At 57.9% G+C, this 14,254-nt stretch carries 14 protein-coding genes; 9 read left to right on the plus strand and 5 right to left on the minus strand.

From position 1 onward, the window contains the following. Positions 1–1,284 (plus strand): hypothetical protein, encoded by a 1,284-nt coding sequence (locus JJE66_RS15780; protein WP_200515109.1) that lies wholly within the window; start codon positions 1–3, stop codon positions 1,282–1,284. 22 nt (positions 1,285–1,306) lie between these two features. Then, on the plus strand, positions 1,307–2,668 hold the full coding sequence (locus JJE66_RS15785) for a hypothetical protein (protein ID WP_200515110.1): 1,362 nt from the start codon (positions 1,307–1,309) through the stop codon (positions 2,666–2,668). 163 nt (positions 2,669–2,831) lie between these two features. Here JJE66_RS15785 and JJE66_RS15790 read toward each other — a convergent pair whose 3' ends face one another. The 4 genes from JJE66_RS15790 to JJE66_RS15805 all read right to left on the minus strand — a co-directional run bounded on the left by JJE66_RS15790 (position 2,832) and on the right by JJE66_RS15805 (position 6,026). Beyond that, positions 2,832–3,242 carry a hypothetical protein gene (locus tag JJE66_RS15790; RefSeq protein WP_200515111.1) on the minus strand — a complete coding sequence of 137 codons (411 nt, stop codon included), beginning with the start codon at positions 3,240–3,242 and terminating at the stop codon, positions 2,832–2,834. Between the two features lie 307 nt (positions 3,243–3,549). Beyond that, positions 3,550–4,161 (minus strand): aminodeoxychorismate/anthranilate synthase component II, encoded by a 612-nt coding sequence (locus JJE66_RS15795; protein WP_200515112.1) that lies wholly within the window; start codon positions 4,159–4,161, stop codon positions 3,550–3,552. Further along, positions 4,158–5,552, minus strand: coding sequence for an aminodeoxychorismate synthase component I (gene pabB / locus JJE66_RS15800; protein WP_311979895.1), 1,395 nt, complete (start codon positions 5,550–5,552; stop codon positions 4,158–4,160). Before pabB ends, JJE66_RS15795 begins: the two co-directional genes overlap by 4 nt. Before the next feature lie 114 nt (positions 5,553–5,666). Then, positions 5,667–6,026: a Dabb family protein gene (locus tag JJE66_RS15805; protein ID WP_200515114.1), complete on the minus strand. Its 360-nt coding sequence runs from the start codon at positions 6,024–6,026 to the stop codon at positions 5,667–5,669. Positions 6,027–7,711: 1,685 nt separating this feature from the next. On the opposite strand from JJE66_RS15805, the gene JJE66_RS15810 reads away from it, so the two are divergent. Further along, the gene (locus tag JJE66_RS15810) at positions 7,712–8,146 is read left to right on the plus strand and encodes a nuclear transport factor 2 family protein (protein ID WP_200515386.1); all 435 of its coding nucleotides are present in this window, start codon (positions 7,712–7,714) and stop codon (positions 8,144–8,146) included. Between the two features lie 154 nt (positions 8,147–8,300). Here the strand turns inward: JJE66_RS15810 and JJE66_RS15815 are convergent, their stop codons facing one another. Then, positions 8,301–8,861, minus strand: coding sequence for a GntR family transcriptional regulator (locus tag JJE66_RS15815; RefSeq protein ID WP_246756403.1), 561 nt, complete (start codon positions 8,859–8,861; stop codon positions 8,301–8,303). Here JJE66_RS15815 and JJE66_RS38040 point away from each other — a divergent pair. From JJE66_RS38040 to JJE66_RS15840, 6 genes are all read left to right on the plus strand, one after another. After that, positions 8,763–8,972 (plus strand): hypothetical protein, encoded by a 210-nt coding sequence (locus JJE66_RS38040; protein ID WP_246756434.1) that lies wholly within the window; start codon positions 8,763–8,765, stop codon positions 8,970–8,972. The genes JJE66_RS15815 and JJE66_RS38040 overlap by 99 nt on opposite strands. Before the next feature lie 99 nt (positions 8,973–9,071). Further along, entirely contained in the window at positions 9,072–10,055 is a 984-nt protein-coding gene (bioB, locus tag JJE66_RS15820) for a biotin synthase BioB (RefSeq protein ID WP_409362813.1), read from the plus strand. A gap of 49 nt (positions 10,056–10,104) precedes the next feature. After that, positions 10,105–10,458 carry an aspartate 1-decarboxylase gene (gene panD, locus JJE66_RS15825; protein ID WP_200515116.1) on the plus strand — a complete coding sequence of 118 codons (354 nt, stop codon included), beginning with the start codon at positions 10,105–10,107 and terminating at the stop codon, positions 10,456–10,458. Between the two features lie 82 nt (positions 10,459–10,540). Next, positions 10,541–11,695, plus strand: coding sequence for an 8-amino-7-oxononanoate synthase (locus tag JJE66_RS15830; protein WP_200515117.1), 1,155 nt, complete (start codon positions 10,541–10,543; stop codon positions 11,693–11,695). Beyond that, the gene (gene bioD / locus JJE66_RS15835; protein ID WP_200515118.1) at positions 11,692–12,324 is read left to right on the plus strand and encodes a dethiobiotin synthase; all 633 of its coding nucleotides are present in this window, start codon (positions 11,692–11,694) and stop codon (positions 12,322–12,324) included. Before JJE66_RS15830 ends, bioD begins: the two co-directional genes overlap by 4 nt. Positions 12,325–12,972: 648 nt before the next feature. Next, positions 12,973–14,175 carry an adenosylmethionine--8-amino-7-oxononanoate transaminase gene (locus tag JJE66_RS15840; protein WP_246756405.1) on the plus strand — a complete coding sequence of 401 codons (1,203 nt, stop codon included), beginning with the start codon at positions 12,973–12,975 and terminating at the stop codon, positions 14,173–14,175. Positions 14,176–14,254: the final 79 nt, after the last annotated feature.

The following is a 14,254-nucleotide window of genomic DNA, read 5'->3' on the forward strand; positions in this document are numbered from 1 at the left end:
ATGATCGATGTTGCGGTGCAATCCATAAGATGGGGGGACGTGGGTGAGAGGCGCAATTCGCTGTCGGAGCGCTTTTTGCCTGCTTTTGACGTGCTCAAGGAATTTGCGAACGAGCCGGTTCATCTTGTAAGCGCGCCTTACGGAACGAGGTTGATCCGCCATGGAATGTTCAACTGGCCGGCGTTGGGTCCTGACGGCGGCATCCGCGACGAGTACAGAGGTGGCCTAGTTCCGCTTGGTCTCGTCATTTCGGGTGCAATCGAGCTGTATACGATAAGCGCATCGACGGTGACAGTCCGACGTCACGATAGAGGCGTTCAGCGAACTGTGCCAATGTTTATGTTGGGCGCCGGAGAGTTCTTCGGTCTATTTGAGACGTTTGCAACATCGTTCTCTCAGCCGGAACTGAACGGAGACGCCGGCGGGACCACGTTAGTGGTGCTGCCGCACATCGGTGACAAGGAAAAGTTCTCTACTCTAAAGAACACTGATACGGGAATGTATCGACAGGGTAAGAACAACAATCAGAAATTTTCTATCAAGAACTCAGATATTGATCACCTTCAAATCATCGAAGGAAGCAGTCTTGCTTTTGGTCAACTGTTTTCAGGTCTGCTTGCACAGATCGATTGTCCTTGGCGCGCACAACTAATTCTGTTTCCGACGCGTTTCGTCGATGGTATCCGCCGGAAGGCAGCGGCCCATCAAGCCCTACTCGAGGCGACTATTGCTCAACTGAGCCTGACGTGCGTTCGAATGGGCTTAGAGAAGGAATTGGACAAGAAGGTTCGGCAAACCGAGAAAAATCACGTTCTCGGGGTCAGCATGATCGCTCACGGCTATCGTCCCGGCTTTGTCGGCGTCGTGGAATCGGAACTCGATGAAGCTGTGCTGCCCTCAAAGCACATCCATCAGCTAATGTACGACCTGGACGTGTTCGAACCTATCACTTTGGCTCAGAGCGGTAGCGCCGCGACCGGCTCGCGATTCTTTCCTTCGATCTTCCGACCGTCTTTCGCACTTGAACCATCGCTATACTTCTTGAAGCGCCCCCATTTTCTTCCCTCAAATGACAGATCGTCTGTTCAGGAAAAATTGGACGAGATAATTTCACAATGTCACGAGCACACGAAGCGCAAAGCGGGCTTCCGGTCTTTAAACGGACAGCAATTGCAGACGATGCTCAAAGAGCAACACCCCGGAGCCGAACAAGCCAAGATTTGTCTTGGAAGTTCGGCATTTCTCACTGGGGGCTGCATTGCGATCACGCCGATTAACGATTGACACGGTTCAGCAAAGAGTGACGATGAATCGGTCTAACAAAAGTAATCAATCAGCGGAGAGCGCTACTCGATCTGCTGTAGAACAGATGCCAATTGTCGTTCATCTCGTCGAATCCCTTAAGGCCGACGGCTTTCGTTTTGACGGAAGTACGCTTCTTTTCGGCGTGCAGCATCTCATGCAGCAGTCGCTCGTGCTTTGCTGGGCATTGAACGAGCTTGGACTGAGCTATGATCGGATTGCGTTAGCAGGAAAGCCATACTCCACAAACCCGGATGTAGTGGATCAGCTCCATTCATTCGGCGTGACGGTGCAGGAGCCGAGAGACTACGATCTAACGAGAACCCAATCGCACGAATTGATTGATGATATTCGTCGGCTTTCGGTACGATTCTCCAGCACGAAGATGAAGTATCTTAATCCAACTGCTCTTGTGATTGACGACGGCGGCCAGGCGCTTTCTCACTTCGTGCAATTCGTTCCTCTCCCATATCGTCTCGCCGGTGTCGAGCAAACGGCTAGCGGGTTTTGGCAACCAGGATTTCACACAGTTTCGTTTCCTGTCGTGGACGTTGGCGGCAGTGCGGTTAAGCGGATTTGCGAGCCAGCCATAGTCGCGGATGCTGCCATGCAAAGAATCAGGAATTTGATCGATACTGCGACATTAGGGCGGCGAGCTGGGATCATCGGCCTCGGCTATATTGGTAGCGCCCTCTACGATGAACTTCTGAAGTACGGGGTTGAAGCCCTTCGATTTGATCTACGGTCCAGCGATTCATTTACAAGAGGCGCGGATCTGCAGGCTCTCTTCAATCGATGTGATGTGATATTTGGATGTACCGGCGTAGATGTGACTCGAGATTTGATATCGAGCGGTCAAGATATTGTGGGGGGTAAGGCAGAGAAACTGTTGGTCTCGCTCTCATCGGGAGATGATGAATTCTTTACGCTCAAGAACGAATTGCTGGCTAATTCGAAGCAATCTCGCAGCTACCGCATGGGGCAAATTCCTGATGTTTGGGGAGAGCGTCGGGGTACTCGCTTTCGAATCTTACGCAATGGGTTCCCAATCAATTTTGATAACAGTGCCGTGTCCGCTCCGCTGTACACGATTCAAGGAACAATTGCGGCGCTAATCGGTGCATCGTGCCAAGCATTTCAGATCGCTCGACGATCTGGTGTCGGAGACAATCTGGCGCAAAGGACAATGCTAGATTCGAATTTCCAGCGCTGGCTGTATCGCAGCTGGCGACCGTATTTGGGTTCCGCTCAAGACGAGCGAATGTTAGATCTAGATGAAATTGGTCGGCTTTCAGCTGAGCGGACGCAACCGAAAAGTGCGCAAGTCGCTCCTGCGTTTGGCCTGTGGACTGACGCTCATCTGTGAGAAAAGCGGGTGCTCGTTCATAACGCGAAATAGGTCGCGCCTTATGCTTCACCTCGATTCTGCAGCGCGGGATATCGTTAACTGCTGCTCGTGCCGCGAGCGAATGAAGAAAAATACCTTTATGAATTGCTGCTCGAACTGCGGCGCCATCCTGGGCATAGCACTAAGACGCTGGCTGACGACTTTTTTGAAATCCGCTAGGCGATATGCCGTGCTCCGCGGAGACTGGGTGTTTGGCGATATTGAGAAGAGGGTAATCGATGGCCTGCTTGACATGGGCGTCCTTGAGATCGATCCAGATGGCCTTGACGTCGATAATGAACCGGATGTGATCGTCAACCTTCACAGCAAGATCAACATAAGTCCCGCGGATCGCATACTGGCTAGTGACGTGTAAGTATTTGTCATAGCCGCAGATATCGAAAAGCATATCGTTGACGACGGCGACCGTGTCGGCTTCGCTGACATCGCGCTTCAATAGCCCTGTTAATACGCTTTGATACCTCTTGAGTTGACTAGTGATCCGCGTAGCGACTCTCGTTGAGAGTTTCGCCATGATGGAGGCAAGCATCATGCAACCCTTCGGCGAGCACAACCCCCAATTTAGTCAGAATCGAGCTGGCTCTCCTATCTCAAAACGCTTGAACTTTTTGCATTGTTACCTTCTTGCCAGGTGAGGCGGATTACCCCTTACGAATAGGTTCACCCGACCGAAAGAGCGGTAATGCGGCCCATGGCAAGATTGCGAGCGTTGCCCCCAGGCTGCTATTTCACACACCCATCATCGCTGATGCGAACGCCGTGCGTCGGCATCAGGCCTGAAGACGTGTACCACTTCGCGCCGCGCGGGTTGCGGCGAGATCGAGTCGCGGCCGAGACTGTCATTGCGATCCGGCAGCTGGCTCGATGCTCGCCCAGGAAGCCTCCGTCAGGCGTAGGAAGTTCATAAGCAGCACGTACCCTTGTTCCGTGAGTATCGATTCCGGATGAAACTGCACGCCAAATGTTGGTTGGAAACGATGTGCGAGCGCCATGACCTCGCCTTCCTCCGAACGCGCCGTCACCATAAGATCCGGGGCGCAAGCCTCATCGAGCTCAACAACAAGAGAATGGTAGCGGCCAACGCGAAATGGGGATGGGATCTCCTTGAACAGCCCTCGACCATTATGCGTGACATACGAGGACCGACCATGCATAGGGCGACGTGCACGCGCCACGCCTCCGCCGAAAACGCTCCCGATACATTGGTGTCCGAGGCAAATGCCCAGAAGCGGTACGCGACCTGAAAGCTCGCGAACGACGGCAGTGGATATGCCGGCCTCAAGGGGAGTGCAGGGACCGGGCGAGATGACCACTGCGCGCGGCTTCAGGCCAACAAGGTCGGTGACGCTGATCACGTCGTTCCGGACCACCTGCGCCTCCTCACCAAGGTTGCGGAAATAGCGGCCGATGTTGAAGACGAAGGAGTCGTAGTTGTCGATGATGACAATCAAACTGCACCCGTTCGTTCAGCACGAAACGCATCGAAGATGCACTTCGCCTTGGCGAGCGTCTCCTCGTATTCGGCCTCTGGGTCCGACATCGCCGTTATCCCGCTGCCTGCATGAAAGACAGCCACATCGCCGTCGATCGTTACAGTGCGAATCGCAATGTTTGTATCCATGTGGCCGTTAAAGCCGATGAAGCCGATCGCTCCGCAATAGAGCTCGCGTCCCACACGCTCGATTTCCGCTATTATTTCCATCGAGCGCACCTTTGGTGCTCCGGTAATGGAGCCGCCGGGAAAGCAAGCGCGAAGTAAGGTAACGGCGTCCTGGTCTCCTGCAAGTTCACCCGTAACGACCGACACGAGGTGGTGCACCGAGGCATAGGATTCGAGCCTGCACAATGCCGGAACCTCGACCGAAGGCGCAGTGCAAACGCGAGACAGATCATTGCGCAGGAGGTCGACGATCATAACGTTCTCGGCGCGGTCCTTTTCAGACGTAAGGAGGATTTGAGCTCGACATCTGTCTTCCTTCCAGTCAGCGGAACGCGCGATCGTGCCCTTAATGGGACGCGTCTCGACCCGACCTCCGCCAAGCCTTAGGAAGCGCTCCGGTGAGCTCGATGCGACGGTCAGCTTGCCATAGCGCAGGAGCGCTCCAAAGGGTGCCGGGTTTGATAATCGTAGTTGGCAGTAAAAGGTGAGGGGATCGAAGGAAGTCGATACCTTGGCGCTGAAGCGCTGCGCAATGTTGGCTTGGAAGACGTCTCCGGCCAGAATCAAGCCGATGACGCGCTTGACCGCAGTAATATAGTCGTCGCGGCTGAAGTTCGAATGCCACACGCCCACGCTGCCGGAGGATGCATCCCGCGGCGTCTCTGCGCGGGCAAGGAGAGATGCAAATTCGTCAGCTCGGCGGTGTGCACGCTCTGCGCGGCGTATAGGATCCTCCTCCGGCCATCCGGTCGAAACGATCCAGCATTTGTTGTGCCGGTGGTCGTAGCTCACGACTACGTCATAGAAATGCAGGAGCGATTGGGGCAATCCCTGGCCGGGAATTACGGACGTCGGCAAGTGCTCTAACGTCCTGTTTAGATCGTAAGCAAGGAAGCCGGCCGCGCCTCCCTGGAACGGGGGGAGATCGGAGCGATGCTCTTGCGAATAGTTGGCGAGAAGGGCACGAAGAGCTTCCCACGGATCGCCCTCAAGAGCCTCTCCGTTCCAACTCGCCTGTCCGTCCGCGACCATAAAGGTACCGAACGGGTCGCAGCTCAGATATGAATAGCGGCCGAGCAATTCGTGCGTTGCCGCGCTATCGAGAAACGTCAGATGCGGTCGATGCGCCAAACGTCGCATCGCCGTGACGGGCTCGATCCACTGCAGCTCGCGGACGTGCACTGGTCTGTCAATCACCGATGACTTGCGTGCTGTGAGATGTGCTCAGATTGTGATCCCGGCTCGACCGAGAGGCGCTCGTCTGGGACCCGGAGACCATCGAGGCCGATTGCCAGGTTAGGCCCCGCCAGTCGGCTCGAGGCGCCGAGCGACTTGACCTGTTGCTGCCATTGAGGCGAAGCGCACATCCGTTGATACGGTGTAATCGGCCGCAAACCGCAGCTCGCGGAGGGGTCGCACCCGGCTAATCGATTCCTGGTATAGCTCATGAGCCTTGTAGGCTGCGAGTTCCCTCTCGTTGTCGAACTCACCGTAGACCACAACGTCGATATCGTTGCCGAACTGGTCGGCCTTGCGATTGCGACCAACCTCCAGCAGGCGTGCATGTGGAATTGTGGTGAGAATTGACAGGCCTTCGATCATTTCGTCGATCAGGGCCTTATCCTTGGCGGTAAACAAAACGATGTGACGAATCATGGATGGCCCCGGGGTTGATATCGCAAGTAGGCGCATAATTATCTTGGCATTGAGCCCGCTGCAACACTACCGCAGCGCGTCGCAATCGCCGCCATGGCTTCGCTGCTGGAGCTTCTGCCCGTGGGGCTCCATTTGCGGTACGCAGTCCAGGCCCAGTGGCGAGCGTGCGCGCTCCAGATGCCATGACGTTAGCCGCCGGCGCTCAGGCGGTCATGGTTGCCTCGGTGTCCGGGTGAAGCGGTCTCAAGCCAAGCCAAACGCCATCGGCCCTGCAGCTCCTCTTGTTGGGGTCTCCGTGGACGAAGCTGCCGCGTGAATGCATCCTTCCTCCATGCGCTTCGCGGTAGTCACCAGCACAACCGACTCTCCGGGACGCAATAGCCGCTCATGAGGTGCAACTGATCGCGGCACGTGAGCGCTCCAGCTTTGTCGAGACCAATCGCGAGCGGGGCGGTCACGGCCTGGGCGACACGCTCGAGACCTCGTCCTCGATAGGCCGTCGCGCGCAGCCACTCTAGAGGTTCCAGAAACAGCTTACGACGGGACTCAGCTGGTCGGACGTCACCCGATCGTCTGCAGTACGGCCGCTATGCCCGACCCAATAATCGATTTCGACGATGAATTTCTGCGCCAAATAGGGGAACGTCGCGCGACGTATGCGCTGACAGGAAGGAGATTGGCGAATTTCTTCTAAATAAAGCGATAAATTTCGCGCTTATCCACGGTGCCCGATCGGAAGGGGGGCGCAGCCAAGGTCAAAGCGACGAGTGCAAGCGGGATACCGAAGCGCGACGCGGGACTGAGCTGCGTCCCGCCCGACCACGCGTCGCAAGCCTGAGCCCTCCGACGCGCAATGGGAGAGGCAGGAATTGGAGGCGGACATGTCCAAAGACCATCAAAAACGTCAGCGCAACACCGTCAAACGGTGCGCCATTTGCGCCGGAAAGTTTGGCCTTATTCGTTACTACTCTTCGCGAACCGCCCTCTGCTCAAAGAGGTGCGTTGAGCACTTCAAGTCCCGTTGCGAAGCGGATAGCAATTGGTTACGGCGATTACCCGCCGCCTGAGCGGTCACCGGCGGCTGAGGACGCGCCTCCTACTGCGGCCCGGACTGCCTCACGTTTACTGCGGCGCCGAAATCATTGACGTCGAACAGCGCGCGATAATCTCGCGAACTGCGCACCGACCGCAGGGAAGGCGTGGATCTCCATTATGAAGTTCGTATTGGTCAATCACAGGGCCCCGCTTAACAGGGCGGCCTGCACCGCATGCGCGAAAGTTCTCGGCACCGGGTACCTGCGGGACGTGTCGACGCAGAGGCCGTACTGTGGTTACGATTGCTACCTTCGCTACGAAGCCAGGAGCCTGTTGATGCCTTGGCTGAAAACGTCATGTGCCGAAGTGGATGCCCCGACGCTTCACGCTTTGCCGCTCGAATTCATGACGTCGTTTGCACCATCCTACTGGTATTCGATGTCACTTGCAGCCTTGCGGATGGGGGAGCTCATGGCCGTAGAGTTGTCCAATACTGTCCGCGCGGGGACATGGACGTTTGGCTCGCCCCTGTGGCGGCGCTACGGAGGTGGCCCCAGCCCACCGCAATGAGGTCCGCCGAGCTTCATGGGTCGATACAGACGACAGAGAAGCAGCTCCGTTATTGCAAGCTGGTGTCAGGAACAACCAAAATGGCGGAGCATAGCTTCTGGCGCTTCTCGCGAACGTTGCATCGCGCGATCAACGACCGGCATCTTGAGGACATCGAGGCCCTCCTCGACGAGGAGGTCGACTGGACGATCTACGGTCCGATCGACATGTTTCCTTTTCTCGGCACTCGGTACGGCAAGCGCGCCGTGCTCGACGTCATCCGGAAGATCTCTGACAATGTCCAGATTCGCCGTTTCGAACGCGACACCACCATGCTCGGCGTCGATTCCGCAGCCTCCATGCTGCGCTGTTCCCTGACGGCGCGCCAATCCGACAAATCCATCTCGCTGCGCGTGGCGCAGTTCGCCCAGTTCAAGGCTGGCCGGCTCATCAGCATGCGTGTGCTCGTCGACACCTTTGATCTCGTCGAGCAGGCACTGGGCCGACAAATTCATCTCCCGAAGATGACAAACTGAGGTGAGACGCGTCAGCGGGTCTCTCCCTCTTGGGGTCGACGATGGCGGGTGCGCGATGCTTACGCCGGACGCGATCGCGTCTTCATCGCATGGTGATGATGACGATCGGCGTCAACGTAGACAACTTCGTAGACGGACCGGAAGCCTCTTCCAGTCAGGAGGCGGGAAGGGCAAGGCGCTCAATGGTTTGAATGTGACGCGCGAGCAGGTTGCAGGCTTGATCGACGTTGCGGGATCGCAATGCCTGCAGAATCAGCCGGTGATCCTGGTTGGACCGCGGTCGCCAGCCGGCACTTCGCGCCATTGCGAACACCAAGCGCGAATTTGCAAGCTGCAGTCCATCGAGGTTGGCGAGCAGGCGCGGCATCGCGCAGGGCGAAACCAGCGCGCGGTGAAAGGCGCGGTTGGCCATTTCAAAATCCTCGATTGTCTCGGCATTGTCTCCTTCAATGAGAGCGAGCTCGATCCGTGCCAAATGGGCCGACGTCAGCTTTGGAACGGCATTGCGCAATGCGACCACCTCGAGCGCGGCGCGCATCTCGGCGATCTCCTTCACCGACTTGGTGTCGAGAGGAGCAACCCGCACGCCGCGACGGGGCCGAGCTACGACAAGGTGTTGGGCTTCCAGCTGCCGAAACGCCTCGCGGACAGGAACGTGACTGGAATTGAATTGCCGCGCGACATGATCCTGCCGGAGCGGAGCGTCTGGCTGCAGCGCGCCGGTGATAATGCGCTCACCGATCGAGTCGGCGATGCGGCCGGCAACCGTCGTGTTCTCGTTCATCACCATAGATTATCTACCAGAAAAACGAATGCGTTCACTTAGGACATCCTCTAGCATTGGTCGAGACTCGTTATCATAGATAATCGCTCGCATTATCTATGATTAACCGCGGATGGGAGCGCGGCTCTTATGGTTGCTGCTATGGACGTGAAGCGAAACGACGGAAACAACAGCGCGCAGGTCTGCAGAAGCTGGAACCGCGCCGAGGCTGAAGCACTCTATGGACTGCCGTTTGCCGAGTTGATGCTTCAGGCGCAGAGCGTTCATCGCGCCAACTTCGATCCAAACCACGTCGAAACCGCAAGCCTGCTCAGCATCAAGACCGGCGGCTGTCCGGAGGGCTGCGGCTACTGCTCGCAGAGCGCGCACTACGATACTGGGCTGAAAGCCACCCGCCTGATGAATCGCGCCGATGTGGTCGCGACCGCGCAGCGTGTCAAGGATGCGGGAGCGACCCGCTTCTGCATGGCCGCGGCCTGGCGCAGTCCAAAAGACCGCGATCTTGATCAGGTCTGCGACATGGTCAGTGCGGTCAAGGCTCTCGGCATGGAGACCTGCGTCACGCTCGGGATGCTGATGCCGAAGCAGGCTGCGCGGCTCTCAGAGGCCGGTCTCGACTTCTACAATCACAACGTCGATACCTCCGCGCGGTTCTACGGCAAGATCATCACCACGCGCACCTTACAGGACCGGATCGACACGCTTGCACATGTGCGCGAGGCGGGCATCAAGGTCTGCTGTGGCGGCATTATCGGCATGGGTGAGTTCGTCGAGGACCGCCTTTCCATGCTCGTCCTGCTCGCCAATCTCCCCCGTCATCCGGAAAGCGTGCCAATCAACCTGTGGAACCAGGTCAAGGGCGTGCCGGTCAATGACACCGCAGAGCGCCCCGATCCGATCGCGCTGGTGCGTCTGGTCGCAACGACCCGCATCATGATGCCCAAGAGCGTGGTGCGGTTGTCCGCTGGACGTCAATACATGAGCGATGAACTGCAGGCGCTGTGCTTTTTGGCTGGCGCGAACTCAATCTTCCTCGGCGACGTGCTGTTGACGACGAAGAATCCGAAAGCCGACCGCGACGCCAATTTGCTGCACCGGCTCGGCATTACGTCCGGGCTGTCTTGAGTGAAACAGGGTCGCGAGCGCAGCGCGCAAACTCCAATGTAGGTAAAAAATGCAGATTACGTTGATGAAAGGCAAAATCCATCGCGCGTCGGTCACTGAAGCCGATCTGCACTATGAAGGCTCGATTTCGATTGATCGGTTGCTGTTGGACGCTGCGGGACTCCTGATCAACGAGCGCGTCGAAATCTTTAACATCGACACCGGCGCACGCTTTGCCACCTATGTGCTCGAGGCACCCAGGGGGTCCGGCATGATAGGCCTCAATGGTGCGGCCGCGCGACTTGCGATGCCCGGAGATAAGGTCATCATCGTTGCATATGCCTCCTTTGATGAGGCGGAAGCAAAGACGTTCAGGCCACGCGTTGTGCGGGTTGACCGGGAGAACCGCATCCTACCGGGTTGAAAGCAGACGACCCCGACGCCGGAGCCGTTGTCCTGGCGGCCGATGAAATTTGCATGATTGATGGCGACCCTGGGAGGGGTGAATGAGCTCGATCCATACGGCCAAGGTCGCCGACTATGTCGCGGCGTTGCATGCCCTGAAAGAGGATGACCGGCTGCGCCGCCTTAGGCCGCGCGAAGGCATCGATTTTGTATCGAACGACTATCTTGCGCTTGCGAGCGCACCGCGCATGAAAAAGGCAGTTTTTGCGGCGCTCGAGGCCGGCACTCCGATCGGAGCCGGTGGGTCGCGGCTTCTTCGCGGCAATTGCGAGGAGCACGAACGTCTCGAAGCAGAAGCGGCTCAGTTTTTTGGGGCGGAGACGGCGCTCTTCTTCGGCGGCGGTTATGTTGCAAATTTCGCTCTTCTGACAACATTGCCGCAGCGCGGCGATCTACTCGTTCTCGATGCTCTCGTGCACGCGAGCATCCATGAAGGTGCGCGAGCTGGCCGGGCCGACTTTCGCATAAGCGCCCACAACGATCCTCAGTCGGTCGAAGACACAATCCGCGACTGGCGTACCCAGGGCGGAGTGGGCCGCGTCTGGATCGTGGTTGAAAGTCTCTACAGCATGGATGGCGACTTCGCGCCGCTCGAAGACCTCCTCGCTATCGCGGGCCGGCACGACGGGTTCCTGATGGTCGATGAGGCCCACGCCACAGGCGTCTACGGGGAGCTGGGACGAGGACTCACCGCCTCCTATGAGGGGCAAGGAAATCTGTTGGTCGTTCATACCTGCGGCAAGGCGCTGGGCGCCGCAGGCGCGCTCGTCACTGCCTCAACGGCCATGCGCGATTTCATGGTCAATCGCTGTCGCCCGTTTATCTTCGCCACAGCACCCTCGCCATTGATGGCCGTTGCCGTGCGGGAGGCCCTGTTCATCCTGCAGCAGGAACCCGAGCGGCAGCAGCGTTTGGCCAAGCTGGTCGCGTTCACGCATCGGGAGATCGGCGTGCGCGGCGGGCGAAGTTCTTCGGCCTCGCAGATCGTGCCCTATATCGTCGGCGACAATGGGCGTGCGATGCGGCTCGCAGCGCGACTGCAGGCTCGTGGCTTCGATATCCGCGGAATCCGACCGCCAACCGTTCCCGTGGGTACGGCCCGATTGCGAATTTCACTGACCCTCAACATCGGGGAGGAGGACGTGCGTGCAATGCTCGATGCGCTGTTCGAGGAGACGAGAGGTGAAGCCCGATGAGACAGCAGATCGTCGTGACAGGCACAGATACCGGGATCGGAAAGACGGTCTTTTCCGCAGGGCTCGCTCATCTCCTCGGCGCGCACTATTGGAAACCGATTCAGGCGGGCCTCGAAGGAGAAACCGACACCGAAGTCGTCGCGCGGCTGGGTAGTCTTTCAGGCGATCGCATCGTGCCGGAGGTTCACCGCCTTCGAACGCCGGCTTCGCCCTATCACTCCGCGGAAATTGACGGTGTTCGCATCGATGCGGACTCGCTCGCTGTGCCAGACACCGGCGGACGACCGTTGGTCATCGAGGGCGCCGGCGGGCTGATGGTGCCGCTGAGTCTCGGCACAGTTTATGCTGACGTGTTTGAGCGATGGCGTCTTCCAGCAGTGCTCTGCGCTCGGACGGCGCTGGGCACCATTAATCACTCGCTGCTGTCGATAGAAGCTCTGCGGAGGCGCCATATCGACATCCTCGGGATTGCATTCATTGGGGAGCGGAATGCTGAGGCTGAGAGCGCGGTTTGTGAGATTGGCCGCGTGCGTTGGTTGGGGCGATTGCCCTGGCTTGCTCCCCTCACGCCAGACACGCTGCAGGTCGCGTTCAAGGCGTCGTTTCGCGCTGATACGTTCAGGTCATGATGCCGAACAAGAAAACCCAGATCTGGCGTCGGTTCATGCAACACGCGCTTCTGGATGACATCACCAACGTCATGGGTTCAAAAATGCTAGTTTGAGTCTCGGCTCATGGTCATAGACCCTGCAAATGGTGAAGCTCGTCGCGTCCCCTTCAATCCGCCGCTCGAAGCAAGATACATGTCCGTTGACGGCTGTTTCGCAGGTAACTGCCTCGTTCTGAACACGGGCGAGTATGGCGCTCTCCTTGAAAATATTCCGCCAACGCTGGATGAGTTCTTTTTGATCTTCACTTCGGCGGCAAGGCCGGCTTTTCGACGATGCAAGCGAGCATGGGTTCGGGGCAGCCAGATGGATGTCGAGTATCAGCGCTAGCTTCGCAAGACATATGTAGGAAGCTACTAGACGAGCAACAATGCGCCGCTTCTGCATCGACCAGGCCAGTGCCTTCATCGAAGGAAAGAATGAGCACAATTGGCGAGAGCGATCGGCAGTCCGTTGGCTAGGGCGAGTGCTCGGGCCACCCTCTCTCATTGCAAAGACGCCGCGGGCCGCGTTCAAGGCCTCATTGCGTGCTGGTGAGTTCAAGCTGTGACGCCGAAGAAGAAGCCCGCGATCTGGCACCCGTTCACGCAACACGCGCTTCAGGGCGAGATGACAAAGGTTCTGCGTGGCGATGGTGCTTATCTCTACACCGCGGATAACCGCCGCATCATCGATGCAATCTCATCCTGGTGGGTCGTGACCCACGGTCATTGCCAACCGCACATTGTCAGGGCGATTCAGGAACAGGTGGGCAAGCTCAACCAGATCATCTTTGCCGGCTATACCCACGATCCGGCTGAGGAGGTTGCGGCGCAACTCTTGAAGCTCGCACCCCGTGGGCTTGACCATGTCTTCTTCTCCGACAGCGGCTCCATGAGCGTGGAAGTCTCGTTAAAAATGGCGATCGGCTATTGGAATAATGTCGGCGAGCCGCGGACACGCATTGTCGTGATGCAACATTCCTATCACGGCGATACAATTGGAGCGATGTCAGTGGGGGCTAGGGGCGTGTTCAATGACGCATACGGGCCCTTGCTGTTTGACGTGACCGCAATTCCGTTTCCTGTGGAAGGCCGTGAGCAGGCAACCCTCGATGCGCTCGAGTCGGCATGCCGAAACGAAACTCCCGCAGCCTTTATTGTGGAGCCTCTGATTTTGGGGGCGGGCGGGATGCTGATGTACCCCGCTTGGGTGCTAAGGGACATGAAGCGGATCTGCGAGGCCTCTGACGTCCTGTTCATCGCCGATGAGGTCATGACCGGCTGGGGCCGGACCGGAACGCTATTCGCCTGCGAGCAGGCCAATATCACTCCAGATATCGCCTGTTATTCGAAAGGCCTCACCGGCGGGGCGCTCCCACTGGCAGTGACGCTCTGCCGCGCGGAGATATTCGACGCGCATTACTCAAGGGATCGTACCCGCACGTTCTTTCATTCGAGTTCATATACCGCGAATCCGGTGGCCTGCGCCGCCGCAAAAGCGAATCTGGATCTCTGGCAAGATCAGGAATCACGCCAGCGCGTCGCGTCTGTCGCCACGATGCAAGCGCATGCAATTGAGCCATTCCATGCCGACCCGCGCTTTGCAAACGTCCGGCGGACCGGCACCATTACAGCGCTCGATCTGAAAACCAGCGATCCGGGCTATCTCGCAGGCATCGGTCCGAAGCTTCTGGCCTTCTTCGAGGGTCGAAATCTCTTGCTCCGCCCACTCGGCAACACGATCTACGTGATGCCGCCTTATTGCGTCACGGCGGCAGATCTTGATCAAATCTACGCTGGTATCAGGGATGCTGCCGATGCGCTGGAGTGAGGGCGCGGCTCGAGCGCGTCTGACGGAACCCAGCTGCGGCCGTAAGGTGAATATGCTGGCCGAACCTGAACCTGCCGGA

This window comes from Bradyrhizobium diazoefficiens (assembly GCF_016612535.1).
Classification (GTDB): Bacteria; Pseudomonadota; Alphaproteobacteria; order Rhizobiales; family Xanthobacteraceae; genus Bradyrhizobium; species Bradyrhizobium diazoefficiens_C.

Coding starts and splice junctions, on each gene's coding strand:
- JJE66_RS15780 (WP_200515109.1), top strand. CDS start 1: ATGATCGATGTTGCGGTGCAATCCATAAGATGGGGGGACGTGGGTGAG.
- JJE66_RS15785 (WP_200515110.1), top strand. CDS start 1,307: ATGAATCGGTCTAACAAAAGTAATCAATCAGCGGAGAGCGCTACTCGA.
- JJE66_RS15790 (WP_200515111.1), bottom strand. CDS start 3,242: ATGATGCTTGCCTCCATCATGGCGAAACTCTCAACGAGAGTCGCTACG.
- JJE66_RS15805 (WP_200515114.1), bottom strand. CDS start 6,026: ATGATTCGTCACATCGTTTTGTTTACCGCCAAGGATAAGGCCCTGATC.
- JJE66_RS15810 (WP_200515386.1), top strand. CDS start 7,712: ATGGCGGAGCATAGCTTCTGGCGCTTCTCGCGAACGTTGCATCGCGCG.
- bioB (WP_409362813.1), top strand. CDS start 9,072: ATGGACGTGAAGCGAAACGACGGAAACAACAGCGCGCAGGTCTGCAGA.
- panD (WP_200515116.1), top strand. CDS start 10,105: ATGCAGATTACGTTGATGAAAGGCAAAATCCATCGCGCGTCGGTCACT.
- JJE66_RS15830 (WP_200515117.1), top strand. CDS start 10,541: ATGAGCTCGATCCATACGGCCAAGGTCGCCGACTATGTCGCGGCGTTG.
- bioD (WP_200515118.1), top strand. CDS start 11,692: ATGAGACAGCAGATCGTCGTGACAGGCACAGATACCGGGATCGGAAAG.
- JJE66_RS15840 (WP_246756405.1), top strand. CDS start 12,973: ATGACAAAGGTTCTGCGTGGCGATGGTGCTTATCTCTACACCGCGGAT.